Origin of the sequence: Paraburkholderia bannensis (assembly GCF_014200455.1) — a bacterium.
In the GTDB taxonomy this organism is placed as follows: Bacteria; Pseudomonadota; Gammaproteobacteria; order Burkholderiales; family Burkholderiaceae; genus Paraburkholderia; species Paraburkholderia bannensis_A.
Window position 1 is genome coordinate 119,421 of sequence record NZ_JACHBW010000010.1, and the last position, 22,953, is coordinate 142,373.

General features: G+C 64.3%; 22 protein-coding genes. 10 read left to right on the plus strand and 12 right to left on the minus strand.

What is annotated here, in order from left to right; genetic code table 11:
• Positions 1–230: 230 nt before the first annotated feature.
• Positions 231–1,511 (plus strand): polyhydroxyalkanoate depolymerase, encoded by a 1,281-nt coding sequence (locus tag F4827_RS17940; RefSeq protein WP_183725505.1) that lies wholly within the window; start codon positions 231–233, stop codon positions 1,509–1,511.
• Positions 1,512–1,633: 122 nt separating this feature from the next.
• Here F4827_RS17940 and F4827_RS17945 read toward each other — a convergent pair whose 3' ends face one another.
• Positions 1,634–2,266, minus strand: a complete 633-nt coding sequence (locus F4827_RS17945; protein ID WP_183725508.1) for a TetR family transcriptional regulator — start codon at positions 2,264–2,266, stop codon at positions 1,634–1,636.
• Positions 2,267–2,767: 501 nt separating this feature from the next.
• On the opposite strand from F4827_RS17945, the gene rsxB reads away from it, so the two are divergent.
• From rsxB to F4827_RS17960, 3 genes are all read left to right on the plus strand, one after another.
• Positions 2,768–3,664 carry an electron transport complex subunit RsxB gene (gene rsxB, locus F4827_RS17950; RefSeq protein WP_221303729.1) on the plus strand — a complete coding sequence of 299 codons (897 nt, stop codon included), beginning with the start codon at positions 2,768–2,770 and terminating at the stop codon, positions 3,662–3,664.
• A 24-nt stretch (positions 3,665–3,688) separates the two neighbouring features.
• Positions 3,689–4,333: an endonuclease III gene (nth, locus tag F4827_RS17955; protein WP_183725512.1), complete on the plus strand. Its 645-nt coding sequence runs from the start codon at positions 3,689–3,691 to the stop codon at positions 4,331–4,333.
• Positions 4,334–4,424: 91 nt separating this feature from the next.
• Positions 4,425–4,859 carry a DUF1841 family protein gene (locus tag F4827_RS17960; RefSeq protein ID WP_183725514.1) on the plus strand — a complete coding sequence of 145 codons (435 nt, stop codon included), beginning with the start codon at positions 4,425–4,427 and terminating at the stop codon, positions 4,857–4,859.
• Between the two features lie 146 nt (positions 4,860–5,005).
• Here F4827_RS17960 and F4827_RS17965 read toward each other — a convergent pair whose 3' ends face one another.
• Positions 5,006–5,428 carry a cytochrome c gene (locus F4827_RS17965; protein ID WP_260175276.1) on the minus strand — a complete coding sequence of 141 codons (423 nt, stop codon included), beginning with the start codon at positions 5,426–5,428 and terminating at the stop codon, positions 5,006–5,008.
• Between the two features lie 22 nt (positions 5,429–5,450).
• Entirely contained in the window at positions 5,451–5,816 is a 366-nt protein-coding gene (locus F4827_RS17970; protein WP_183725516.1) for a cytochrome c, read from the minus strand.
• A 427-nt stretch (positions 5,817–6,243) separates the two neighbouring features.
• On the opposite strand from F4827_RS17970, the gene F4827_RS17975 reads away from it, so the two are divergent.
• The 5 genes from F4827_RS17975 (at position 6,244) to F4827_RS17995 (ending at position 11,616) form a co-directional block, all read left to right on the plus strand.
• A complete protein-coding gene (locus F4827_RS17975; protein WP_183725518.1) occupies positions 6,244–7,095 on the plus strand; it encodes a MoxR family ATPase in 852 nt (283 codons plus the stop codon).
• A gap of 45 nt (positions 7,096–7,140) precedes the next feature.
• Positions 7,141–8,313: a VWA domain-containing protein gene (locus F4827_RS17980; RefSeq protein WP_167062798.1), complete on the plus strand. Its 1,173-nt coding sequence runs from the start codon at positions 7,141–7,143 to the stop codon at positions 8,311–8,313.
• Positions 8,314–8,390: 77 nt separating this feature from the next.
• Positions 8,391–9,608: a benzoate/H(+) symporter BenE family transporter gene (locus tag F4827_RS17985; RefSeq protein WP_183725520.1), complete on the plus strand. Its 1,218-nt coding sequence runs from the start codon at positions 8,391–8,393 to the stop codon at positions 9,606–9,608.
• Between the two features lie 308 nt (positions 9,609–9,916).
• Positions 9,917–10,876 (plus strand): transaldolase, encoded by a 960-nt coding sequence (tal, locus tag F4827_RS17990; protein WP_183725522.1) that lies wholly within the window; start codon positions 9,917–9,919, stop codon positions 10,874–10,876.
• 308 nt (positions 10,877–11,184) lie between these two features.
• Positions 11,185–11,616 carry a VOC family protein gene (locus tag F4827_RS17995; RefSeq protein ID WP_183725524.1) on the plus strand — a complete coding sequence of 144 codons (432 nt, stop codon included), beginning with the start codon at positions 11,185–11,187 and terminating at the stop codon, positions 11,614–11,616.
• 21 nt (positions 11,617–11,637) lie between these two features.
• Here the strand turns inward: F4827_RS17995 and F4827_RS18000 are convergent, their stop codons facing one another.
• From F4827_RS18000 to F4827_RS18040, 9 genes are all read right to left on the minus strand, one after another.
• Positions 11,638–12,783 carry an FUSC family protein gene (locus tag F4827_RS18000; protein ID WP_183725526.1) on the minus strand — a complete coding sequence of 382 codons (1,146 nt, stop codon included), beginning with the start codon at positions 12,781–12,783 and terminating at the stop codon, positions 11,638–11,640.
• 82 nt (positions 12,784–12,865) lie between these two features.
• On the minus strand, positions 12,866–14,416 hold the full coding sequence (gene mctP / locus F4827_RS18005) for a monocarboxylate uptake permease MctP (protein WP_183725528.1): 1,551 nt from the start codon (positions 14,414–14,416) through the stop codon (positions 12,866–12,868).
• On the minus strand, positions 14,413–14,652 hold the full coding sequence (locus tag F4827_RS18010) for a DUF3311 domain-containing protein (RefSeq protein ID WP_183725530.1): 240 nt from the start codon (positions 14,650–14,652) through the stop codon (positions 14,413–14,415). The genes mctP and F4827_RS18010 overlap by 4 nt, the downstream gene beginning before the upstream one ends.
• Before the next feature lie 300 nt (positions 14,653–14,952).
• Complete coding sequence (locus F4827_RS18015) at positions 14,953–15,939, minus strand: spermidine synthase (protein WP_311673819.1); 987 nt, start codon at positions 15,937–15,939, stop codon at positions 14,953–14,955.
• 587 nt (positions 15,940–16,526) lie between these two features.
• Positions 16,527–17,120: an energy transducer TonB gene (locus tag F4827_RS18020; protein WP_183725532.1), complete on the minus strand. Its 594-nt coding sequence runs from the start codon at positions 17,118–17,120 to the stop codon at positions 16,527–16,529.
• A gap of 94 nt (positions 17,121–17,214) precedes the next feature.
• On the minus strand, positions 17,215–17,751 hold the full coding sequence (locus F4827_RS18025; protein WP_183725534.1) for a DNA-deoxyinosine glycosylase: 537 nt from the start codon (positions 17,749–17,751) through the stop codon (positions 17,215–17,217).
• Positions 17,748–18,389, minus strand: a complete 642-nt coding sequence (locus F4827_RS18030) for a chorismate lyase (protein ID WP_183725536.1) — start codon at positions 18,387–18,389, stop codon at positions 17,748–17,750. The genes F4827_RS18025 and F4827_RS18030 overlap by 4 nt, the downstream gene beginning before the upstream one ends.
• A 154-nt stretch (positions 18,390–18,543) precedes the next feature.
• On the minus strand, positions 18,544–20,457 hold the full coding sequence (gene htpG / locus F4827_RS18035) for a molecular chaperone HtpG (RefSeq protein ID WP_183725538.1): 1,914 nt from the start codon (positions 20,455–20,457) through the stop codon (positions 18,544–18,546).
• 189 nt (positions 20,458–20,646) lie between these two features.
• Positions 20,647–22,110: a PLP-dependent aminotransferase family protein gene (locus F4827_RS18040; RefSeq protein WP_183725540.1), complete on the minus strand. Its 1,464-nt coding sequence runs from the start codon at positions 22,108–22,110 to the stop codon at positions 20,647–20,649.
• 129 nt (positions 22,111–22,239) lie between these two features.
• On the opposite strand from F4827_RS18040, the gene F4827_RS18045 reads away from it, so the two are divergent.
• Positions 22,240–22,947 carry a VOC family protein gene (locus tag F4827_RS18045; RefSeq protein WP_183725542.1) on the plus strand — a complete coding sequence of 236 codons (708 nt, stop codon included), beginning with the start codon at positions 22,240–22,242 and terminating at the stop codon, positions 22,945–22,947.
• Positions 22,948–22,953 lie beyond the last annotated feature (6 nt).

The following is a 22,953-nucleotide window of genomic DNA, read 5'->3' on the forward strand; positions in this document are numbered from 1 at the left end:
CGATAGGATGACCCGCAGTCGTGCAGCCTGTCAGGTGATGAGGGCAGGTACGACCGCGGCGCGCCGCTGATTTTTCGCTCAAGCGGCGCGATGCGCAGCCGATATATAGCCTGTCTACAGTATGACTAAAGCCTGATTCAAGGCCTGACCGATCAACATGCGGGCCGTATCCTCGCCGCGCCTGACACGCGCGTATGGGATTCGATCCGGCCCCTGATGCTGGAGCATCCATGCTCTACCAAATCCGCGAATACCAGCGCGCATTGCTTAGTCCACTCACCGCGTGGGCCGAGGCTGCTTCCAAGTCGTTCACCAACCCGTCGAGCCCGTTCTCGCTCGTGCCGGGCGCCTCGCGTCTGGCCGCCGGCTATGAACTGCTTTACCGGCTCGGCAAGGACTACGAAAAGCCCGAATTCAATATCAAGCAGATCGAAAAGGATGGTCATCACATCCCGATCGTCGAACAGACGATCGTCGAAAAGCCGTTCTGCCGCCTGCTGCGCTTCAAGCGCTATGCGGACGATCCCGCTGCCGTGACCGCGCTCAAGGACGAGCCTTCGGTGCTGGTGTGCGCGCCGCTGTCCGGCCACCATTCGACACTGCTGCGCGACACCGTGCGCACGCTGCTGCAGGACCACAAGGTCTACATCACGGACTGGATCGACGCGCGCATGGTGCCGCTCGACGAAGGCGCGTTCCATCTGGACGACTACATCGCGTACATCCAGGAATTCATCCGCCATATCGGCGCGAAGAATCTGCATGTGCTGTCGGTTTGCCAGCCGACGGTGCCGGTGCTCGCGGCCATTTCGCTGATGGCGAGCCGCGGCGAGCCCACTCCGCTCACCATGACGATGATGGGCGGCCCGATCGATGCGCGCCGCAGTCCCACCGCCGTCAACTCGCTCGCCACCGAACACTCGCTCGAATGGTTTGCCAACAACGTGATCCATCCGGTGCCGGCCAACTATCCGGGTGAAGGCCGCCAGGTCTATCCGGGCTTCCTGCAGCACGCGGGCTTTGTCGCCATGAACCCGGGCCGCCACACCACGGCGCACTGGGACTTCTACAAGAGCCTGCTGCGCGGCGACGAAGAGGATGCCGAAGCACATCGTCAGTTCTACGACGAATACAACGCGGTGCTCGACATGGCTGCCGAGTATTACCTCGAGACGATCCGCACGGTGTTCCAGGAATTCAGCCTGGCCGAAGGCACCTGGGACGTCGCGGGCGAGCGCGTGCGGCCGCAGGATATCCGCGACACGGCGCTGTTTACGATCGAAGGCGAACTCGACGATATTTCGGGCTCCGGACAGACGCGCGCCGCCCATGACCTGTGCTCGGGTATTCCGGAACAGGACAAACATCATCTGACCGCGGAGAAGTGCGGCCACTACGGCATTTTCTCGGGCCGCCGCTGGCGCACCATCATCTATCCGCAGCTGCGCGATTTCATCCGTCAGCATCAGCCGCACGCGAAGCAGGCGGCCAAGGAAAGCGCTGTCGTGTAAGCCTCTCACGGGCTTGTGGCAGGTTTTCTCCACCTGTTGCGCCCGCTGAATACACAAACGCCGCGCCTCATGAAGATGAGAGCGCGGCGTTTTTTCTGTACCGATCCAGTTAGTAGTCTTACTTATTTTCGCAACAGGAACGCGAGCAGCATGTCGGTGTTGAGCTGGATGATTTCGGCGCGCTCGCTGGGCGTGCTGAAGTCGCGGCGCAGCGTGGCGTTGAGCGTATAGCGGTTCGACACGATGTAATAGCCCATGCCCGAGAGCGTCACGTACAAACGCAGCGGGTCGATGTTCGCGCGGAACAGGCCCGCTGCTTCGCCGCGCGAGAGGATGCTGCCCAGCGTGGCGACGATCGGCGACACCATCTCGTGGATGCGCGTGGACTTGAGCATGTAGCGCGCTTCGTGCAGGTTCTCGTTGTTGACGAGTCGCAGCAGTTCGGGATGATCGCGATAGTAATCCCAGACGAAATGCGCAAGCCGCGTGATGGCCTCGACGGGCGCGAGGCCCGCGAGATCGAGCGCGCGTTCGGCCTCGTTGAGTGCGCCAAAGGCGTGCTCCAGCACGGCGGTGAACAGTTGCTCCTTGCTGCCGAAGTAGTAATAGAGCATGCGCTCGTTGGTTTCGGCGCGGCGCGCGATCTGGTCGACGCGTGCGCCGAACAGGCCGCCGCTCGCGAATTCTTCGGCCGCTGCGAGCAGGATGCGACGGCGTGTCCCTTCAGGATCTCTTTTGATTTTCGGCTGATTCATGGTGGCAGGATCGCTCGATAGGCGCGCGGGTTCCCGCTGGGCACTGCCGGGCCTCTCCAAAAAACCCATGTAGCGGCAGCGATTCACGGGGCGAGCCAGGTTAATGGACTGACACCCTTCGTTTTCGATCTTCGTTAGTTTTCGTTTTTCGCAGACCGCCTGGAGCCCTCGTGCGGCGCTGCATGTTTGAAGCCGTCCGGCAATGCCCCATTCGCATGACCTGCACGAGAAGGCTCGCCGCAAGGGCCAGCCATTCGACGGCCAGGACATTCGAATTAAGCACTTTGATTATGGCACATGCCCTGCCGATGGCAATGCGGGAAATCGGCGATAATGCGAGCTTTGGCGCCGCACGCGCGCAGCCCCCGCAGATGATCCGACAGGTGCCGACGTAGCCCTGTCATGCACGCACCTCCCTGCGTTCGAAGTGACGCCTCCGGCTTGCGCGCGCCTGTGCTTCGCCCGCCTTGCGTGACTGCCCGACTGCCCGTCTGAACCCCACTGGGCCAGCGTAGCCGGGGCAGCGTAGAAATAGCGACCGTGAACAATTCCAGAACACTCGCAGATCGCATCGAAGATCTGCTGCCCCAGACCCAATGCACCAAGTGCGGCTACGACGGCTGCCGGCCCTACGCCGAAGCCGTCGCCGATGGCGCCGCCAGCTATAACCAGTGCCCGCCGGGCGGCGCCGAAGGCGTCGCGCGCCTCGCGCATCTGCTCGGCAAACCCGTCATTCCGATCAATCCCGCCAACGGCGTCGAGCGCCCGCGCCCCGTCGCCTTGATCGACGAGCAGGTGTGCATCGGCTGCACGCTATGCATGCAGGCCTGCCCGGTCGATGCGATCGTTGGCGCACCCAAGCAGATGCACACCATCGTCAAGGATCTCTGCACGGGCTGCGATCTGTGCGTGGCGCCCTGCCCGGTGGACTGCATCGCGATGATCCCCGTGACCGGCGAAGCAACCGGCTGGAACGCCTGGACGCAACAGCAGGCCGACGCGGCGCGTCTGCGCCACGACCGCCATCAGGCGCGTCTGGCAGCCGAGCGCGACGCCGCCGAAGCGCGCGCTGCCGCCCGCCGCGCGGCAGCGGCCGCACCCGCGGCAACGCCGGCCACGGCCGAAGCGCCGGGCGACACCGCTGCCGCCGCCCCGGCCAACGACGCCGAAGCGAAGAAGAAAGCGATCATCCAGGCCGCGCTCGAACGTGCACGTCAGAAGAAAGCGGAGCTGGCCGCGCGTGGCGAAGGTCCGCGCAACACCGATCAGGTGAGCGCCGACGTGCAGGCGCAGATCGATGCCGCCGAAGCCCGCCGCAAGCGTCTGGGCCTCGACGACAAGGATGCCGGCGACGCCAGCAAAAGCGACCCGCGCGGCTCGGACGACAAGCCCGCCTGACAACCCACGGCCCCCACACGAGCCATGAACGCCACCAAGCGCCGCGCCATCTACGAAACGCTGCAAAGCCTCAATCCGAACCCGACGACCGAGCTGGAGTTTTCGACGCCGTTCGAACTCCTGATCGCCGTGCTGCTGTCCGCGCAGGCCACCGATGTCTCGGTGAACAAGGCCATGCGCCGGATGTTTCCTGTCGCGAACACGCCGGAAACGGTGCTTGCGCTGGGCGAGGAAGGCGTGGCCGATTACATCAAGACCATCGGCCTGTATCGCACCAAGGCGAAGAACGTGATCGCCACTTGCCGGATTCTCGTCGAGCAGTACGGCGGCGAGGTCCCGCAGACGCGCGAGGCGCTCGAAAGTCTGCCGGGCGTGGGCCGCAAGACGGCCAACGTCGTGCTCAACACGGCCTTCGGGCACCCGACCATCGCCGTGGATACGCACATTTTCCGCGTCGCCAACCGCACGGGACTCGCGCCGGGCAAGGACGTGAAGGCGGTGGAAATCGCGCTGGAAAAATTCACGCCGAAGGAGTTCCTGCAGGACGCGCACCACTGGCTGATCCTGCACGGACGTTACGTCTGCAAGGCGCGCCGTCCCGAATGCTGGCATTGCGTGATCGAGCCGCTGTGCGAATTCAAGCCGAAGACGCCGCCGCCCGAGCTGTGACAGCGCGGCTGCGCGCCGCGACGTAGAATGAAGCGCCCGGTGGCCGCGTGCCTTCTGGCCCCGTAAAGATCCCACCACCCCACGAATCACGATGTTCAATCCCAGCCGCGACGAAGTCCGCCGCTTCTTCACCGAGACCTGGCGCAAGCAGCGCGCAGGCGAAATCCTCACGCCGCTCGAAGCGATCGCCGCCGACTGGATCGTCGAGCATCCCGAATATCACGCGGAACTCGCCGACGCCGACCAGGCCGCCGCGCAGGATTATTCGCCCGAGCGCGGCCAGACCAACCCCTTCCTGCATCTGTCGATGCATCTGGCGATCAGCGAACAGTTGTCGATCGACCAGCCGCCGGGCATCCGCGCGGCGCACGAGCGCCTCGCGGCGCGCATGGGCTCCACGCACGACGCGCAGCACGCAATCATGGAATGTCTGGGCGAAACCATCTGGGAAGCGCAGCGCACCAACACGCCGCCCGACACCGACGCCTATCTGCAGCGCATCGAACGTCGCGCCACGCGTGACTAAGCGTTTCCAGCGCGCCAACGCGCAATCGCATAAACAAACACCCCGCTCGCAGCGCGATTTCCAGCGCTACGAGCGGGGTGTTGTCGTTTCGCGCGCGTCTTATGCAGTGCGCATCGCTTCGCGTCTAGAATCGCGCGCCGACTCACTTACTTCTTGTCGATCAGATCGCCCTTGAGCGATTCGATATAGGCGGCGATATCCTTCATGTCGCCCTGCGAGAGGCTCTGCACCTGCGCCTGCATGATCGGGTTGTTGCGGCCCAGATGCGGGTTGCCGTTGCCCATCTGGTACTGGCGCAGCGCCCAGTAGATGTAATCGGCGTGCTGGCCGGCGAGCTTCGGATACTCGGGGCTCACGGGCTTGTTCAGGTTCACGCCGTGACAGGCCGCGCAGTTGTGGCTGTCGGCGAGCACCTTGCCGTTGGAGGCATCGGCGGCATGCGCCGGATGCAGCGCGAGCGTTGCCGCCAGCGCAGCGGCGCCCGACGCCAGCACGGCGGCCTTGAAGATCGATTCGCGAAGCGTCGTGGCGCGCGCACCGGCACGCACGGCCATAAAGGGCTTGTTCATGGATTCCTGTCTCCCGTGCCGGTTACTTCTCGGGGTTGTTCTTGGACGTGGCCGTCTGCGACGCGTAATAAGCCGCGATATCGGCGATATCCTGGTCGGTCAGCGTGGTCGCGATGGCGTGCATCGTTTCGAAGTGGCGATCGCCCTTCTTGTAGCCGTGCAGCGCGTTCTGGATGTACTGCGCGTTCTGGCCGCCCAGGATCGGCACGTGGTAGACCTCGGGATAGGCGGTGCGGTAGTCGGGAATACCATGACAGCCGATACACATCGCAACCTTGCCTTGACCTGCCTTCGCGTCGCCCACGACATCCGCGTGTGCCGTGGCCGCGAAGCCCGCCAGCGCGGTCACAACGCCGAGCATGACGCGCTTGCCGACAATTTTTTTCATAGCATCCAACCTGGCTTGAGGGGATTCGAACGCCCGAACCGCAGGCCACGACCTGCGCCGCATTACTGCTGTTTTACTTTTGGGTCGCCGTGCAGGCCGAAAAAAATCGGTCTGAGTATACCGCGACGCCGCGCAGCCCGTCCACGGGGCTGCCGCCCGTCGCGTGCCCGCTCAGGCCCGCCAGACGGGGCTCGGGCGTTATGCGGACGGCCTTTGCGGCGACTCGTGCGGGTCATCCCTGATGCGCTGCACGCGACCTGCATGCCGCACGCAACGACGGATAAAACCCTGACGGTTCGGTCCGCAAACATGGGTGAGGCGGCGCTCAATGAGTACCGCATCGGGCGCAGGAAACGATACGCGAGCCCCCTCTGAAGCAACACCCCATCTGACTTATACTGGGATTTTTTTCAGCGAGCGGTTCATCATGCGCGCCACGCGTTTCGAAGGCTCTTCGCAGTACGTCGCCACCGACGATCTCAAGCTTGCGGTCAATGCCGCCATCACCCTCAAGCGGCCGCTGCTCATCAAGGGCGAGCCCGGCACCGGCAAGACCATGCTGGCCGAAGAAGTGGCCGCCGCGCTGGACATGCCGCTGATGCAATGGCACATCAAGTCCACCACGAAGGCGCAGCAAGGTCTTTACGAATACGACGCGGTTTCGCGCCTGCGCGATTCGCAGCTGGGCGACGAGCGCGTCAAGGACATCCGCAACTACATCGTCAAGGGCGTGCTGTGGCAGGCATTCGAGTCGGAGCAGCAAAGCGTGCTGCTGATCGACGAGATCGACAAGGCCGACATCGAATTCCCCAACGATCTGCTGCGCGAACTCGACCGCATGGAGTTCTATGTCTACGAGACGCGCGAACTCATCAAGGCTAAGCAGCGCCCGCTCGTCATCATCACCTCGAACAACGAGAAGGAACTGCCGGACGCCTTCCTGCGCCGCTGCTTCTTCCACTACATCAGCTTCCCCGATCCGGCCACCATGCAGCGCATCGTCGAAGTCCACTATCCGGGCATCCGTAAAGAGCTGCTGGCCGCCGCGATGGAAAGCTTCTTCGAACTGCGTAACGTCGCGGGCCTGAAGAAAAAACCTTCGACGTCCGAACTGCTCGACTGGCTCAAGCTGCTGCTCGCCGAAGATATTCCGCCCGAAGCGCTGCGCGCCGTGGATGGTTCGAAGGCAATGCCGCCGCTCGCCGGTGCGCTGCTCAAGAATGAACAGGACATGACGCTGTTCGAGCGCCTGATCTACATGAACCGCCACAACCGCTAGGCCGCCAGGCCGCGCCGGAAACGGAAAAAAGCACGGAGACACCGCATGCTGATCGACTTCTTCTACACGCTGCGCGACGCGAAGCTGCCGGTTTCCGTGAAGGAGTACCTCACGCTGGTCGAGGCGCTCAAGGAACGCGTGATCGCGCCGTCGCTCGACGACTTCTACTATCTCGCGCGCATGACGCTGGTGAAGGACGAGCAGTATTTCGACCGTTTCGATCAGGCCTTCGGCGCGTATTTTCGCGGCATCGAAAAGAAGTCCGAGCAGGCCTTCGAGATTCCGGAAGACTGGCTCAAGAAAAAGCTCGAACGCGATTTCACGCCCGAACAGCGCGCGCAGATCGAAGCGATGGGCGGGCTCGATAAGCTCATGGAGCGCCTGAAAGAGCTGTTCGAGGAACAGAAGGAGCGCCACGAAGGCGGCAGCAAGTGGATCGGCACGGGCGGCACGTCGCCGTTCGGCAACGGCGGCTATAACCCGGAGGGCATCCGCATCGGCGGCGAAGGCGGTCAGCGCAGCGCGGTGAAGGTGTGGGACGCGCGCGCGTATCGCGATTACGACGACCAGCTCGAAATCGGCACGCGCAATATCAAGGTGGCCTTGCGCCGCCTGCGCCGTTTCGCGCGCGAAGGCGCGGCCGAAGAACTCGATCTGAACGACACGATCCGCAGCACGGCCGCCAACGCGGGCTGGCTCGACCTCAAGATGGTGCCGGAGCGCCACAACAATGTGAAAGTGCTGATGCTGCTCGACGTGGGCGGCTCGATGGACGATCACATCAAACGCACCGAAGAACTCTTTTCGGCCGCCAAGGCCGAGTTCAAGCATCTGGAGTTCTACTACTTCCACAATTGCGTCTACGACTACCTGTGGAAGAACAACCGCCGCCGTCACGCGGAACGCACGCCCACCTGGGATCTGCTGCACAAATTTACGCCCGACTACAAGCTCATCTTCGTGGGCGACGCCACCATGAGCCCGTATGAAGTGCTGCAGCCGGGCGGCTCGGTCGAGTACAACAATCCGGAAGCGGGCGCCGTATGGCTGCGGCGTCTTGCCGACCAGTTCCCGCATTTCGCGTGGCTCAATCCCGAGCCCGAGCGGCTATGGGAATACCGCCAGTCTGTCTCCGTGATCCGCGAGATTCTCGGGCATCGCATGTATCCGCTGACCGTCGCCGGGCTGGAAACGGCCATGCGCGTGCTGAGCAAGTAACCCTTCCCTCCCCCTCGCATCACCGCGCCGCTTGACCAGACGGTTGCGCACACAACAACAAATCAGGAGTTTTCAGCATGACCGCGCCTTCATCCCCCGACCTGCCGGCGAGCGTCCGGCCGGCACCGCTGCGGCCGCTCGCCGATACGTCGGTGGCCACCATCGTGGCCGGTTTCGTCGCGATGATGACGGGCTACACCAGTTCGCTGGTGCTGATGTTTCAGGCCGGGCAGGCCGCGCACCTGACCGACGCGCAGATTTCCTCCTGGATCTGGGCGTTGTCGATCGGCATGGCGGTGACCACCATCGGGCTGTCGCTGTGGTTCCGCGCGCCCACCGTGGTCGCGTGGTCCACGCCGGGCGCGGCGCTGCTGATCAGCTCGCTGCCGCATGTGCCGTATGCCGAAGCCATCGGCGCGTATATCGTCTGTGCACTGCTGCTGACTGCCGTGGGCTTGACCGGCTGGTTCGATACGCTGATGAAACGCATTCCCGCCGGCATTGCGGCGGCGCTGCTCGCGGGCATCCTGTTCGAAATCGGCATCGAAATTTTCCACGCCGCCCAGGTGCAGACGCCGCTCGTCCTCACCATGTTCTTCGCCTACCTGCTGATGAAGCGCTTCATGCCTCGCTATGCAATTGTCGGCACGCTGGTGGTGGGCATCGCGGCTGCGGCGGCGCTGGGCCTGCTCGATTTCAGCCACTTCCGCGTGGCCGTGGCGAAGCCCGTGTTCACGATGCCCGCGTTCTCGGTGCAGGCAATCGTCAGCATCGGTATTCCGCTGTTCGTGGTGGCGATGGCTTCGCAGAACGTGCCCGGCATCGCCGTGATTCGCGCCGATGGCTACGACACGCCGTCCTCGCCGCTGATCGCGACCACGGGTCTGGCCTCGCTCCTGCTCGCGCCGTTCGGCTCGCACGGCATCAACCTCGCGGCCATCACGGCGGCAATCTGCACCGGGCCGCACGCGCACGAGGACCGCAACAAGCGCTATATGGCCGCCGTCTGGTGCGGCATCTTCTATCTGATCGCGGGCATTTTCGGCGCGACCATCGCTGCGCTGTTCGCGGCATTTCCGCAGGCGCTGGTGGTGTCGATCGCGGCGCTGGCGCTGTTCGGCTCGATCATGAGCGGCCTCACCAATGCGATGCAGAACCCCAAAGAGCGCGAGGCGGCGCTCGTGACCTTCATGGTGACGGCCTCGGGCCTGACGCTGCTGTCGATCGGCGCGGCGTTCTGGGGGCTGGTCGCGGGCGTGCTCACGCAGGTCGTGCTGAACGCGCGCAAAGCGTGAGGGCGCGAGACGGCGCGAAATAGCGGGGTCGTGGGCGGATTGAAAGCCCCGGCACCCAATTTGCGCCTATTTTTGTTCGGCACGCCCGCGTCATCGCACCGCCTGCCGATCCGCCATAAAATAATGTGTGAGCCGCGCCGACCCAACTGCCGCTCGAGGCCCGCGGCGCAGCATCGCCCTTTCGCATTCAGGCGTAATCGACGCTTAGCGTTTTGCGTTCCGCCCTGCACAGCACGAGCCAGCCGCTCGCGCGCGCAGGCCGTTAAATTTTTACCGACGCCGGCGCGCACGCGCCCACAAGGCCAGACATGACTACCGCACTCGATCAGCTCAAGCAGTACACCACCGTCGTCGCCGATACGGGCGACTTCCAGCAATTCGTCCAGTACAAGCCGCAGGACGCGACCACCAACCCGTCGCTGATCCTCAAGGCCGTGCAGAAGGCGGAATACCGTCCGCTGCTCGAAAAAACCGTGCGCGATCACGCAGGCGAGTCGGTCGAAGCGATCATCGACCATCTGCTGATCGCTTTCGGCACCGAAATCCTCAAGATCATTCCGGGCCGGGTCTCGACCGAAGTCGACGCGCGCCTGTCGTTCGACACGCAGAAGTCGATCGACAAGGCCCATCACCTCATCGACCTCTACAAGAAGGCCGGCATCGAAAAAGAGCGCGTGCTGATCAAGCTCGCCTCCACGTGGGAAGGCATCCGCGCGGCCGAAGTGCTGCAGAAGGAAGGCATCCGCTGCAACATGACGCTGCTGTTCTCGCTCGCGCAGGCCGCGGCGTGCGCCGAAGCGGGCGCGCAGCTGATCTCGCCGTTCGTTGGCCGCATCTACGACTGGTACAAGAAGGCCAAGGGCGCGGACTGGGACGACGCGAAGGACGGCGGCGCCAACGATCCGGGCGTGCAGTCGGTGCGCAAGATCTACGCGTACTACAAGAAGTTTGGCTACAAGACCGAAGTGATGGGCGCGAGCTTCCGCAACACGAGCCAGATCGTCGAACTGGCAGGCTGCGACCTGCTGACGATCAGCCCCGATCTGCTGCAAAAGCTCCATGACAGCAGCGAAAAGATCGAGCGCAAGCTCTCGCCGCAAGCGTTCGCGAACGAGCAGATCGAGCGCGTGGCCGTCGACGAACCGTCGTTCCGCTTCCTGCTCAACGAAGACGCCATGGCGACCGAGAAGCTCGCCGAAGGCATCCGCGCATTCGCCGCCGATGCCGTCAAACTCGACAAGATGGTCGAGGAACTGCGCACGAAGTAAGCGCTGCTTTAAGCGCTGTATGCGGCACGCAGCAAAGGCCGCCCGTTACCCGACGGGCGGCCTTTTTCATGCCCAGCGCGTCCTGCAACCTCTATTCCACTCTGCGCTCTCGCAAACCCTGGCGACACGTTCATCCGTATGGTGCACGCGCACGCCTAGAATCAGGGCAGCGGCCCACGAGCCGCGCGATTCCGGTCTCCGATGTCGGGCGACGTGACCCCACAGACGCGCAACGACGCGCCGCGCATGCAACGCATGAACGCGGCTCAAGGGACCGGCCAGACGTCCATCCGTCAAGGAAGATGACGATGCAAATCCAGCCCTATCTGTTCTACAACGGCACCTGCGAGGAGGCGATCGCGTTCTATCGCGAAGCGCTCGGCGCCACGGAGCTGTTCAAGATGCGCTTCAAGGAAGGCCCGCCCGATCCGCAGCGCCCCATGCCGCCAGAAATCGCCGACAAGATCATGCACGCGACGATCCAGATCGGCGACGCGCAACTGATGATGTCCGACGGCGGCTGCATGACGCAACAGGACAAGTTTGCGGGCTTCAACGTCTCGCTCACGGCGCCCGACGCCGCCGCGGCGCAGCGCTATTTCGATGCGCTTTCGAAGGGCGCGCAGATCGGCATGCCGTTCCAGAAGACTTTCTGGTCGCCCGGCTTCGGCATGCTGACCGACAAGTTCGGCGTACCGTGGATGATCACCGCGCCGCCGCTCGAAAACCCTGCGCCTTGATGTCCTGAAAACGCACGCGCCTCACACCATGCGGTGCAGATGGGCGCGCTCGATATTCCATCTCGGCTCGGTTTCAAGGAGCACGGCACGCAGTTGCCCCACCTGCTCCTCGAAACGCTGTTCGAGCCAGTAAGGTCCCTGCATTTCCGGCGCGAGCGGCGCGGATGGCGCCAACGCCGCCTCGCCGCCCGTGTCGAGCGGGCTCGAACGCAAGGCCCGGGCCGCCGCTTGCGGATGACGCGCGCCGCCAAAGCGCAGCGCCCGTGCGGTCGTCAGCAGCGCTTCACGCACGCACGCGCTGCGCTCGGCAAACGCCACGCGCACGAGTTGCTGCTCGTAGTGCCCAAGTCCCGTCGACATCATTTCCAGCGAACTGAGGATCGAGCGATGCAGGCGCTGCACGTGTTCGAGCCGCGCCACCGGCACGTCGATCTCCTTCGCCACCGATGGCATCAATGCCCGCAACTCCACGAGCCGCGTGTTGAGACGGCGAAACTGCGCAACCTGGGTTTCGGTTTCGACGTGCTGGCCGCTCACGATCTGCGCGTACACGCGCGCGCATTCGCGCAGATTGTCGGCGAGGCGATAGCGCCATGAGTACGTTGCGTGCAGCGGCAGCGCGAAGGAGAACGCCAGCGCGATCACGATGCCGACCATCACGTTGAGCGTGCGCCACAGGCCCGTGTCGATGAGATTGTCGCCGTGGCCGGCGACGATGCACATCGTGATGGCCGTCAGCAGCGCCACATAGCCCGGCTTGCCGATCGCGTAATAGCTGCACACGGCCGCGACGATCGACATCAGCGAATACGTGAGCCACGTCGATCCGGTCACGGCCTGCACCACGATCAGCGTCAAGCCAATCAACGCGCCGAGCAGCGTGCCGAGCGCCCGCTCGGTGGCCTTCTTGCGGATATTGCCGTGATGCTGCAGACCGCCGATCACCACCAGCAACGTGACCGACGACCAGATGCCATGCGGAATGTCGATGCCCGTGGTCGCGAGGATCGATACCAGCATCGCCAGTCCCACGCGCACCGCGTGGATCAAGCCGGCATTGCGGTAACGATAGAACGGCGAAGTGAGCGCGCGCCACATGCGCGCCACGCGCGAGCGCGGGCGCAGGGGACCACGTGAGAGACGGGTTTCAGAATCGGATTCGGCCATGGCAAACATCGTGCACCAGAAAAACAAAAGCCCGCAACCGTGAAGTTGCGGGCCCTCATCGTTTGAAACGCACGGAACCGGATCAGCTTTCGAGCACGTCCAGATAATCCTCGGGGCGGGTGCGATCCTGACCCTTCTGCATACCGAACAGATGCACCAGCGCGGAGACCACCACCGACACCACCAGATTGACGATCAGCGACCACACCGCCGCGTAGCCCGGCACGTCCATGCCGAACAGATGCAGAACGAAAATCGAGCCTTTCAGGTGCAGCGAAATCGCCATCCACGTGCCCGTGGCGATACCCACCGCCCAGCCGATCAGCAGGCCGCGCCAGTCCAGCATGCGCGTGTACAGGCCGAGCACGATCGCGGGCAGCGTCTGGATGATCCAGATGCCGCCGAGCAGTTGCAGCTGGATCGCGTAGGTCAGCGGCAGACCCAGGATGAACGCCACCGCCCCCACCTTCACGATCAGCGAAACCATCTTGGCGATATTGGTCTCCTGCTCGTGCGTCATGTTGCGGTTGACGAACTCCTTGTGGATGTTGCGCGTGTAGAGATTGGCGGCGGCGATCGACATGATCGCCGCCGGCACCAGCGCGCCGATGCCGATCGCCGCGAACGCCACGCCCACGAACCACGACGGGAAGAAGTGCAGGAACAGTGCCGGGACCGCGAAGTTCGGACCGAAGGCCTTGAAGTACGGCGCGTATTGCGGCATGTCCTTCACGCCCGAGGCGAGCGCCATATAACCGAGCAGCGCGAGCAGACCGAGCACCAGCGAGTACGCGGGCAGCATCGCCATATTGCGGCGAATGGTGTTGCCCGACGACGACGACAGGATCGCCGTGACCGAGTGCGGATACAGGAACAGCGCGAGCGCCGACCCCACCGCCAGCGTCGCGTAGGCGCTATAGCCGTTCAGGCTCGACGCGTCCGGTGCCTTGAGCAGCAACTTGGCCGGCGGCACGGAGCCGAAGATATGGCCGAAGCCGCCCATCTGCGCCGGAATCACGATGATCGCCACGGCGATGGTGATATAGATCAGCACGTCCTTCACCACCGCGATCATGGCCGGCGCGCGCAGGCCCGAGGTGTAGGTGTAGGCCGCGAGAATCGCGAACGCAATGATGAGCGGCAGGTCGCCGACAAAACCGGTCGTATCGAAGCCGAGCGCGCCGATCACCACTTCGATCCCCACCAGCTGCAGCGCGATATACGGCATGGTCGCGACGATGCCCGTCACCGCGATCGCCAGCGCCAGCATGCGGCTGCCGTAGCGTGCGCTGACGAAGTCGGCGGAGGTCACATACTGGTGACGCTTGGCGATGGCCCAGAGCTTGGGGAACACCACGAAGGCGAACGGATAGATCAGGATCGTGTACGGCAGCGCGAAGAAACCCGTCGCGCCCGCGCCGAACACCAGCGCCGGCACCGCGACAAACGTGTACGCGGTATAGAGATCGCCGCCCAGCAGGAACCAGGTGACGACGGTGCCGAAACGCCGGCCGCCCAGGCCCCACTCTTCCAGATGGCCAAGGTCGCCCTTGCGCCAGTGCGCGGCCAGAAAGCCGATGATCGTCACGCCGACGAAAAAGAGGATAAAGACGAAGGTTGCAGTGGCATTCATCGCGCGCCTCCTGCCTTGCCGCCCTTCGAGCGGTCCTTGGTCTTGAAGTAGACGAGCGCGGTAATGACGGCGCTGATCAGCACCCAGAGGAGCTGATACCAGTAGAAGTACGGGAAATCCCACAAGGTGGGTTCCACCTTGTTGTACGACGGGACCCAGATCATGGCGATCCAGGGCAAGAGCAGCAGCCAGAGCCAGCGCTTGCTGGCCTTTGCGGCGTCGGCGTCGTGAGCCATGACGTCTCCTCCTCGCGACTTATATGTAGTTATGCGGCCTCATTGCGGCAATCAAGGCCGGTGCAGGCCCGCGAGCTTGTGGCCTCGCAAGGTCCCCGAAAGCGCTGAAAAGACTACCGACGCCATGACGGCGGGTCAAGCCGGGGCTCACCCCAACCTTTTCCAACATTTCGGACCCGAAATTGTCAGCTATCCGAAAGCACTAGCATCCGAGAGGCGAAAAAAAACCGGCCTCGCGTGAAGCGGGGCCGGTTTTCATCCAACGCTAAAAAGCGTCAGACCGCGCAATTCATCGATGGTTTAGATCGAGAACGATGCGCCTTCCTTGCCGATTTCCTTGCTCGCTGCGCGCAGCGCCTTGACCCACTGGTTCGCGGGCAGGCCGAGCTTGCTTTCGAGCAGACGCGCGCGCTTGTCCAGCGCCGTCCAGCTCACGTCGAGCGCCGGGCCCGAGAACGCCAGCGCCACGCGGTTGCCATCGTGCACTTCCGGCAGCGCGATCACGCGGCCATCAAACGCTTCCTTCAGGCGCTTCATGTTGCGCACGTAGCTGGGGTGATCGCCGAACAGGTTGATCGTTGCCACGCCAGCATCGCTCAGACAGGCGCGCACGGCGCGGTAGAACGCCACGCTGTCGAGCACCGGACCGCGTGCGGTCGCGTCATAGATGTCGATCTGCAGCGCGCCGATGGTGCCGTGGTTCGCGCGGTCCTGCACGAAATCCCATGCGTCGAGTTCGCGCACGCTCAGACGCGCGTCGTCGTGCGGCAAATCGAACATCGTGCGCGCGGCGACCACGACAGCCGGGTTCAGCTCGATCGCCTCGACCTTCGCCGGGCGCAGATAGCGGTGCGAGAACTTGGTCAGCGCCGCGGCGCCCAGACCCAGTTGCACGATGCGTGCGGGCGTGGCGAGGAACAGCAGCCAGGACATCATCTGCTGCGCGTATTCGAGTTCGATGTGTTGCGGCTTCGACAGACGCATCGCGCCCTGCACCCATTCGGTGCCGAAGTGCAGGTAACGCACGCCGCCCTCTTCCGAGAACGTGACCGGCGCGAAACGCGGCTTGCGCGGCGCTTCGATGACCGGGGCGTTGTCCAGATCGTCAGCGTCGGCTGCGCGGCGCGCACGCTTCGTGATTTTTTCGACCTTCGGTGCGGCTTCGGCACGAGCGGCCTTCGCGACCTTCGCGCTGACGCGTTTTGCACGCGCGGGCTTCGCAGGAGCGACTTCCTTGGCGGCTTCCTCGGCGACGACCTTCGTGACGACCTTGGCGACGTCCTTCACTGCGGTCCTGGCGGCGCGCTTTGCAGCAGGCTTTGCTGCGGCCTTTGCTTGCGGCTTCGCTTCAGTTGCCTGCGGCGCTGCTTCAGCCTTTGCTGCTGCCTTTGCCGCTGCCTTCGTTGCGCGCTTCGCTGCCGGCTTTGCAGCAGGCGTTGCAGCCGGCTTCGCAGCGGCTTTGCTCGCGCGCTTGACCGCCGCCCTGGCTGCCGGCTTCGCGGCCGGTGCGTCAGCTTGCGCTTCGACTTGCGGCGCAACCGCTGCAGCCACCTCGGCCTGTGCGGCCTGCGCGACCTGCTCTGCCTGCGCAGCCTGTTCAGGCGCTGCGGCATCTGCGGTCGTGGTGGCGGGCGTCTTGTTGAATGCGCGCGCTTCGGCCGAAGCGCGCTTGATGAGAGTCGTCATGTAAAGATGTCTTGCTTGTGAGGAGCGGGTGCAGATGCGCTTTGCTGAGCATTCGCGCTGCGTATTACGGCGTCGTTTCAACCGCGAGAAACACATGCGATTCGAACGCATCTGCGCGGGCGAACGAGAGCATAGCATTCGCCGCGCATCGGCCTCGTTTTTCAGGACACAAACCCGATCGCCTGTGCTCAGTCACATGCGCCGACACCACCGACGATGTTGCAATTCTTGATGCGCCAATGCGTTTCGTCGTGGATACCGCCGCCCGCATTCGTGCCGCCAATCGCGGGCATGCCGCCTTGCAGAAAGGCCGGATTCACGCGCGCCGTTTGGAAGTGCAGATCGACGCGCGAAAGATGCAGGGCGAGTGGCGCAGGCGGCAGTGGCGAAGCCGCATCGATCGCGCGCGCAACGGCGTCGTCCAGATCGTCGTTGCCACTCGAATGCAGCAGCTTCACGGAGACGATCGAGCCGTCGCTCGCGAGTCGGATCGACACCAGGGCATCGCCGTCGGGCGGCACCTTCTTCTGACTCATCCACATATTGCCGCCCAACTTGCAGCTCACGTAACGCTTCCATTGCCAGGAACTCAGCGTCGATTCGGTGGGCGTGCCGAAACCTTGCGTCGCGACGGTATTCAGGCAGCGGTTCATGACCTGCTCCGGCGTCGCGCGCACGTGCGGGCCCGCCGGAGCGGCGTCGTCGGATGCACAGCCGTTCAAGGCCAATAGCAAGGCCAAAGCGGAGGAAAAAGCGATCAGGAGCCGATGGTTCTTTTTCATTATGGCCTCGCTTTGATGCGCTCTGATTGTGCACCTCGGATTGTGCACCTCGGCGTGCGCGAGACCATGCGAGCGCGGTGAGATTGCAGTGCGCTTACGGCGTGCCGCGCTTCGTTGCGGGCGCATCCTCAGCCTCGTCGATGACATCGGCGAGCGCTCGCCACGCCACGAGCTTCGTGGCGAAATTCATCGACGCATAGGCAGGACTACTGGACGGCAGATTGAGCAAACGATAGCGCCGCGCATGTACGCCCAGGATACGTTCGCCGATGCGCGCGGCGGTGCCGCCGTTGAACGCAATCGCTTTGAGCGCGGGCAGACTTTCGATCAGCGCGACGAGATCGTTGCCCGCGTGATCGCGGATATTGCCGTCGAGGCTGCCTTCGCGACGCGCCTGCGCCACCACGTCCCACAGCCCGACGCGATGGTCGAGCAGCGCCAGCAAGCGCGCCTCGTAGTCGAGCGCGGGCAGATCGACATCGATCGCCTCGCCGACCAGATGCCAGAATTTGTTCTGCTTGTGCGCGTAGTACTGCTGATGCGCGAGCGACGCCTCGCCCGGCAGGCTGCCGAGAATGAGCACGCGCGTGCGCGCATCGACAACAGGAGGAAAGCAGCGCTTGAAACTCATGTTGAAACGCGCGCGCGTGACGCCGTATGGCCGAGCGGCCCTCGTTCGCGGGCCGAATGCGCGGGCAGCGCCGGCTGCGCATCGCGCGCGAGATGTGTCCACAACGCGGGCAGCATGCATTCGGTAACGAGCAAGGGCGCGCCGTACCGCTCGAACACCGAGCGGCGCGCAACGTAGGCATGCGGCGCTTCGCCCGCCGTCTGGCGCGCGGCGAGCGCGTGCAGCGGATGCCGCGCGCCCACCCTGCGGCTCACGAGCGCCGAGCGCGACACGCCGCTATCGGTGTACAGCAGTTCCGCCAAAGGCCGCGTGCGCAGACGGCGCATGGCCTGCCAGACGCCGTGACTCGCGCCAAGCGGCGTCGCGCTATGCGCAGCGACATACGGCACGCCGTCGACGGCCAGCACGATCTCGCGCACCCACGCGCGTTCGCGGGGCGCGAGACCCAGCGCGTCGCACTCGTCGGACCAGGGCAGCGCGACGGCTTCACGCGTCACGCGCACTTCCACGGCACCCAGCGCACGCAGATGCGCGGTAAGCGAACCGCCGCGCGTGAGCCAGTCTTTTTGATCGGCACTGAAGGCCGCGAGGGGCGCGACACGCCAGTGCGCGTCGGCGGCATCGAATCGGATGGGCATGGCGGGCATTATAGGCTGCGAGGGTTTCGATCCGCCGCCAGCCGGGCCATATGGCGCAGTGCCGCCCAGCGGACAAAACCCCAAGAAAAAACCCCTCGTGGCGCGCGGCCACGAGGGGTCGTACTCGAACGCAATGGCTCAAGCGATACGCGTATTAACCGGCCTTCGCCAGCAACAACGCATTCGTGCGCTTCACGAAGCTCGCCGGATCTTCCAGCGCACCGCCTTCCGCCAGCAGCGCCTGATCGAACAGCAGATGCGCCCAGTCGTTGAACTCCGCGCTATCGGTGCGCAGCGCCTTGACGAGCGGATGCTCCGGGTTCACTTCCAGGATCGGCTGCATATTGGGCGCCTGCTGGCCCGCCGCCTTGAGCATGCGCTGCAGGTAGCCGCTCATGTCGTTCTCGTCGGCGACGAGGCACGACGGCGAATCGGTCAGGCGGAACGTCAGGCGCACGTCCTTGGCCTTGCCTTGCAGCGCTTCCTTCATCTTGTCGACGAGCGGCTTGAACGCTTCGCCCACCTTTTCCTGCTGCTGCTTTTCTTCGTCGTTGAGCGCGCCCAGATCGAGGTCGCCGCGCGCCACGCTCGCCAGCGGCTTGCCGTCGAATTCGTTGAGGAACGACAGCATCCATTCGTCGACGCGATCCGTGAGCAGCAGCACTTCCACGCCCTTCTTGCGGAACACTTCCAGGTGCGGGCTGTGGGTGGCGGCCTGCCAGGTGTCGGCGGTCACGTAGTAGATCTTCGACTGCTCGGGCTTCATGCGCGCGACGTAGTCGGCCAGCGACACGTTCTGCTCGGCCGTGTCGTTATGCGTCGAGGCAAAACGCAGCAGCTTCGCAATGCGGTCCTTGTTGGCGTGATCTTCGCCGATGCCTTCCTTGAGCACCTGGCCAAACTCGCCCCAGAAGGTCGCGTACTTCGCCTTGTCTTCTTCCGAAGCTTCGGCGTCGGTTTGCGCCGAGGCCAGTTCTTCGAGCATCGACAGTGCGCGCTTGGTGACGCCGTCGCGGATCGCCTTGACGTCGCGGCTTTCCTGCAGGATTTCGCGCGAAACATTGAGCGGCAGATCGGCCGAATCGACCACGCCCTTCACGAAACGCAGATAGTTCGGCAGCAGTTGCTCGGCGTCGTCCATGATGAACACGCGCTTCACGTAGAGCTTCAGGCCGCTCTTGTGATCGCGGTTCCACATGTCGAACGGCGCACGCGCCGGCACGTAGAGCAGTTGCGTATATTCGCTGCGGCCTTCGACGCGGTTATGCGTCCAGGCGAGCGGGTTCTGGTGATCGTGCGCGAGGTGCTGATAGAACTGCTGATACTGCTCGTCGCTGATATCGCTCTTCGAACGCGTCCACAGCGCGCTTGCCTGATTGATGGTCTCGAATTCGTCCTTCGTGACCATCTCGCTCTTTTCGGCATCCCATTCTTCGGCCTTCATCTCGATCGGCAGGCCGACGTGATCCGAATACTTCTGGATGATCGACTTGAGCTTGTACGACGAGAGCAGTTCGTCTTCGCCTTCGCGCAGATGCAGCGTGATGGTGGTGCCGCGTTGCGCGCGCTCGATCGTGTCGACCGAGAATTCGCCTTCGCCCGCGCTTTCCCAGCGCACGCCTTCGCTGGCCGGCAGACCGGCGCGGCGGCTTTCGACCGTGATCTTGTCCGCGACGATAAAGCCCGAGTAGAAGCCCACGCCGAACTGGCCGATCAGCGCCGCATCCTTCTGCTGGTCGCCCGAAAGCTTGCCGAAGAATTCCTTGGTGCCCGAGCGCGCGATCGTACCGAGGTTCGCAACGGCTTCGTCGTGGCTCATGCCGATGCCGTTATCCTCGATCGTGACGGTGCGCGCCGCCTTGTCGAAGCCCACGCGAATGCGCAGGTTGGGATCGTTTTCGTAGAGCGCGCTGTTTTCGAGCGCTTCGAAGCGCAGCTTGTCGGCCGCATCCGAGGCGTTCGAGACGAGTTCGCGCAGGAAGATTTCCTTGTTGCTGTACAGCGAATGGATCATCAGGTGCAGAAGCTGTTTCACTTCGGCCTGAAAGCTCCTGGTTTCTTGTGCCATGCCCGTTAGTCCTCTTTCGTTGCAGTTGCAGTGCTGATCCGTTGCCGATCAGTCGATCCGTAAGCGATTCGTGCGCCGCACGGGAAAAGCGCTTTCCCTGCGGCGCGACGCGTTGCCCGCCCAGATAGGGGCGGACGATGTGATTTCAAGGGGGGCGTGCACGCAGCGCCGCGCTCGATTCAGCTCGACTCAGCCCCGCCGCGCCACGCCGTCCAGATATCCGGCGAGAAAGCCCGGCAGCGCCGGATCCGCGCAGTTCGCGATGTTAAAGCGCATCCACGTGGTAGGCGACTGGTGCGGCGAAAACAGGCTGCCCGGCGTCAGCAGAAAGCCCGCTTCGTGGCCGGCTGCGGTGAGCGCGTCGGCGTCCACGCCGGTGTCGGCCCACAGGAACATCCCGGCGCCCGGCGCGGTGAAGAGCCTGCAGCCGGTGCGCTCCAGCATGCGCGCGGCCTTGTCGCGCACGGAATCCAGCCGCGCGCGCAGGCGCTCGACGTGCCGTCGATAGTGGCCTTCCGTGAGCACGCGGAACAGCACGCGCTCGTTGATTTCGGGGCTCGTCATGCCGACCAGCATTTTCTGGTCGGCGACCGCCTGGGTGACGTCCAGCGCGCTGGCGATGAAACCCACGCGCAGATTGGGCGCAAGCGTCTTCGAGAAACTGCCCAGATAGATCACGCGGCGCAGCTGGTCGAGGCTCGCCAGACGCGTGGCCGGATAGCCCGACGGGCATAGATCGCCGTAGACATCGTCCTCGACCACGATGAAATCGTATTGCTCGGCCAGGCGCAGGATGCGAAACGCCTGCGCGGCAGTGAGCGAGGTGCCGGTGGGATTCTGCAGCACCGAATTGATGACGAGCATTTTCGGCCGCCAGGCCTCGACCAGCGCTTCGAGCGCATCGAGATCCGGCCCGTCCGGCGTGTACGGCATGCCGACCAGCCGTGCGCCCTGCGAGGCGAAGCGCCCGAACATCTGGAACCACGCAGGATCGCCGACGATCACCGTGTCGCCGGGCTGCACGTAGATGCGCGCCAGCAGGTCGATCGCCTGGGTGATGCCGGAGACCAGCACGATCTGGTCCGGCGTGGCGCCGATTTCCATTTCCGCCATGCGCGTCTGCAATTGCTGGCGCAGCGGCAGAAAACCCTGCGGCGAGCCAAAACCGAGCAGTTGCGAGCCGCTCTGGCGGCCCAGCGAGCGCATCGCGCCCGCGAGCAGTTCGCCGTCGAGCCAGCGCGCGGGCAGATACCCGAGGCCCGGCCCTTTTTCCGGATGCGTCGATTGATGGAGCATGTTGCGCAGCAGCCAGACCACGTCGATGGTGGGCGGCTGGTGCGGTTCGGCGGCGGCGGTGGCCGCGCGGCGGTCGATCGGCGTGACGGTGGCGGCCAGCCGCTCGCGCACATAAAAGCCCGAGCCGCGCCGTGAATCCAGATAGCCCTGCGCCACCAGCCGCTCGTAGGCCTCCACGACGGTAAAGCGCGACACGCCCTTGTCGAGCGCGAGCTTGCGGATCGACGGCATGCGCATGCCGGGGCGGAACACGCGCTCCTCGATGCGGCGGCGGCCCCACTGTACGAGCTGGTCGACCAGCGTGACGGTGGCCGCGTCATGCGGGGCGGGAATCTGGTCAAGCGGGACGGACGACATGGCGGCTCCAACTGTACCGAACACTATCGGGCCGATTGTACCGTTACTGTCCGCGACCATACCGGTACATTTGATCGCACGCGTACCGGTATGCTTTCCGGTCCATCTGACTCCCTTCCCGCTGCTTCCATGACCGCCACGCCGCTTCGTCTCGATCATCTCGTCGTCAGCGCCCGCACACTGGAGGAAGGTGTCCAGTATGTCGCGGACAAACTCGGCGCGACGCCCGCCGGCGGCGGCGCGCATCCGCTCATGCGCACCCATAACCGGCTGCTCGGCCTGTGGGGCGGCATCTATCTGGAAGTGATCGCCGCCGATCCCAACGCGCGCGGCGCGGGCGCGTCGCAGACGCCCGCTCGCGCGCGCCTGTTCGAACTCGATACTGCCGACGTGCAGGCGCGCCTCGAAAAAGGGCCGTACCTGTCGCATTGGGTCGCGCGCGTGGAACCGCCCAAGGATCTCGCCCGCTGGCGCGCGCAGTACCCGCAGCGCATCCCCGAACTCGTGCCGATGACGCGCGGCGACCTGAGCTGGCGACTCAGCGTGCCGCTGGACGGCTCGTTCCCGCAGTGGCAAGGCGCGGGCGACGGCGCGCTGCCCTCGCTGATCCAGTGGGACACGCCGCGCCATCCGTCGCAAACACTCGCCGACACCGGCATCGCCCTGCGCTCGCTCACCTCGTATCACCCGCAAGCGCAGGCGCTGCGCGAGCAACTCGAATGGCTGGGCGCGGCCCATCTGATTAATGTGGAAGATTCCTTGAGTCCTGCGCTGGTCGCGCAGTTCGAAACCCCGTCGGGAACGCGATCGCTCGGCGCGCCCCGCACTTTGGTTTGACGAGCG

Coding starts and splice junctions, on each gene's coding strand:
- F4827_RS18030 (WP_183725536.1), bottom strand. CDS start 18,389: ATGCCCATCCGATTCGATGCCGCCGACGCGCACTGGCGTGTCGCGCCC.
- F4827_RS17980 (WP_167062798.1), top strand. CDS start 7,141: ATGCTGATCGACTTCTTCTACACGCTGCGCGACGCGAAGCTGCCGGTT.
- nth (WP_183725512.1), top strand. CDS start 3,689: ATGAACGCCACCAAGCGCCGCGCCATCTACGAAACGCTGCAAAGCCTC.
- F4827_RS17975 (WP_183725518.1), top strand. CDS start 6,244: ATGCGCGCCACGCGTTTCGAAGGCTCTTCGCAGTACGTCGCCACCGAC.
- F4827_RS17965 (WP_260175276.1), bottom strand. CDS start 5,428: ATGAACAAGCCCTTTATGGCCGTGCGTGCCGGTGCGCGCGCCACGACG.
- F4827_RS18045 (WP_183725542.1), top strand. CDS start 22,240: ATGACCGCCACGCCGCTTCGTCTCGATCATCTCGTCGTCAGCGCCCGC.
- F4827_RS18025 (WP_183725534.1), bottom strand. CDS start 17,751: ATGAGTTTCAAGCGCTGCTTTCCTCCTGTTGTCGATGCGCGCACGCGC.
- F4827_RS17940 (WP_183725505.1), top strand. CDS start 231: ATGCTCTACCAAATCCGCGAATACCAGCGCGCATTGCTTAGTCCACTC.
- tal (WP_183725522.1), top strand. CDS start 9,917: ATGACTACCGCACTCGATCAGCTCAAGCAGTACACCACCGTCGTCGCC.
- F4827_RS17995 (WP_183725524.1), top strand. CDS start 11,185: ATGCAAATCCAGCCCTATCTGTTCTACAACGGCACCTGCGAGGAGGCG.
- F4827_RS18010 (WP_183725530.1), bottom strand. CDS start 14,652: ATGGCTCACGACGCCGACGCCGCAAAGGCCAGCAAGCGCTGGCTCTGG.
- F4827_RS17985 (WP_183725520.1), top strand. CDS start 8,391: ATGACCGCGCCTTCATCCCCCGACCTGCCGGCGAGCGTCCGGCCGGCA.
- F4827_RS17970 (WP_183725516.1), bottom strand. CDS start 5,816: ATGAAAAAAATTGTCGGCAAGCGCGTCATGCTCGGCGTTGTGACCGCG.
- F4827_RS18000 (WP_183725526.1), bottom strand. CDS start 12,783: ATGGCCGAATCCGATTCTGAAACCCGTCTCTCACGTGGTCCCCTGCGC.
- F4827_RS18020 (WP_183725532.1), bottom strand. CDS start 17,120: ATGAAAAAGAACCATCGGCTCCTGATCGCTTTTTCCTCCGCTTTGGCC.
- mctP (WP_183725528.1), bottom strand. CDS start 14,416: ATGAATGCCACTGCAACCTTCGTCTTTATCCTCTTTTTCGTCGGCGTG.
- htpG (WP_183725538.1), bottom strand. CDS start 20,457: ATGGCACAAGAAACCAGGAGCTTTCAGGCCGAAGTGAAACAGCTTCTG.
- F4827_RS17960 (WP_183725514.1), top strand. CDS start 4,425: ATGTTCAATCCCAGCCGCGACGAAGTCCGCCGCTTCTTCACCGAGACC.
- F4827_RS17945 (WP_183725508.1), bottom strand. CDS start 2,266: ATGAATCAGCCGAAAATCAAAAGAGATCCTGAAGGGACACGCCGTCGC.
- F4827_RS18040 (WP_183725540.1), bottom strand. CDS start 22,110: ATGTCGTCCGTCCCGCTTGACCAGATTCCCGCCCCGCATGACGCGGCC.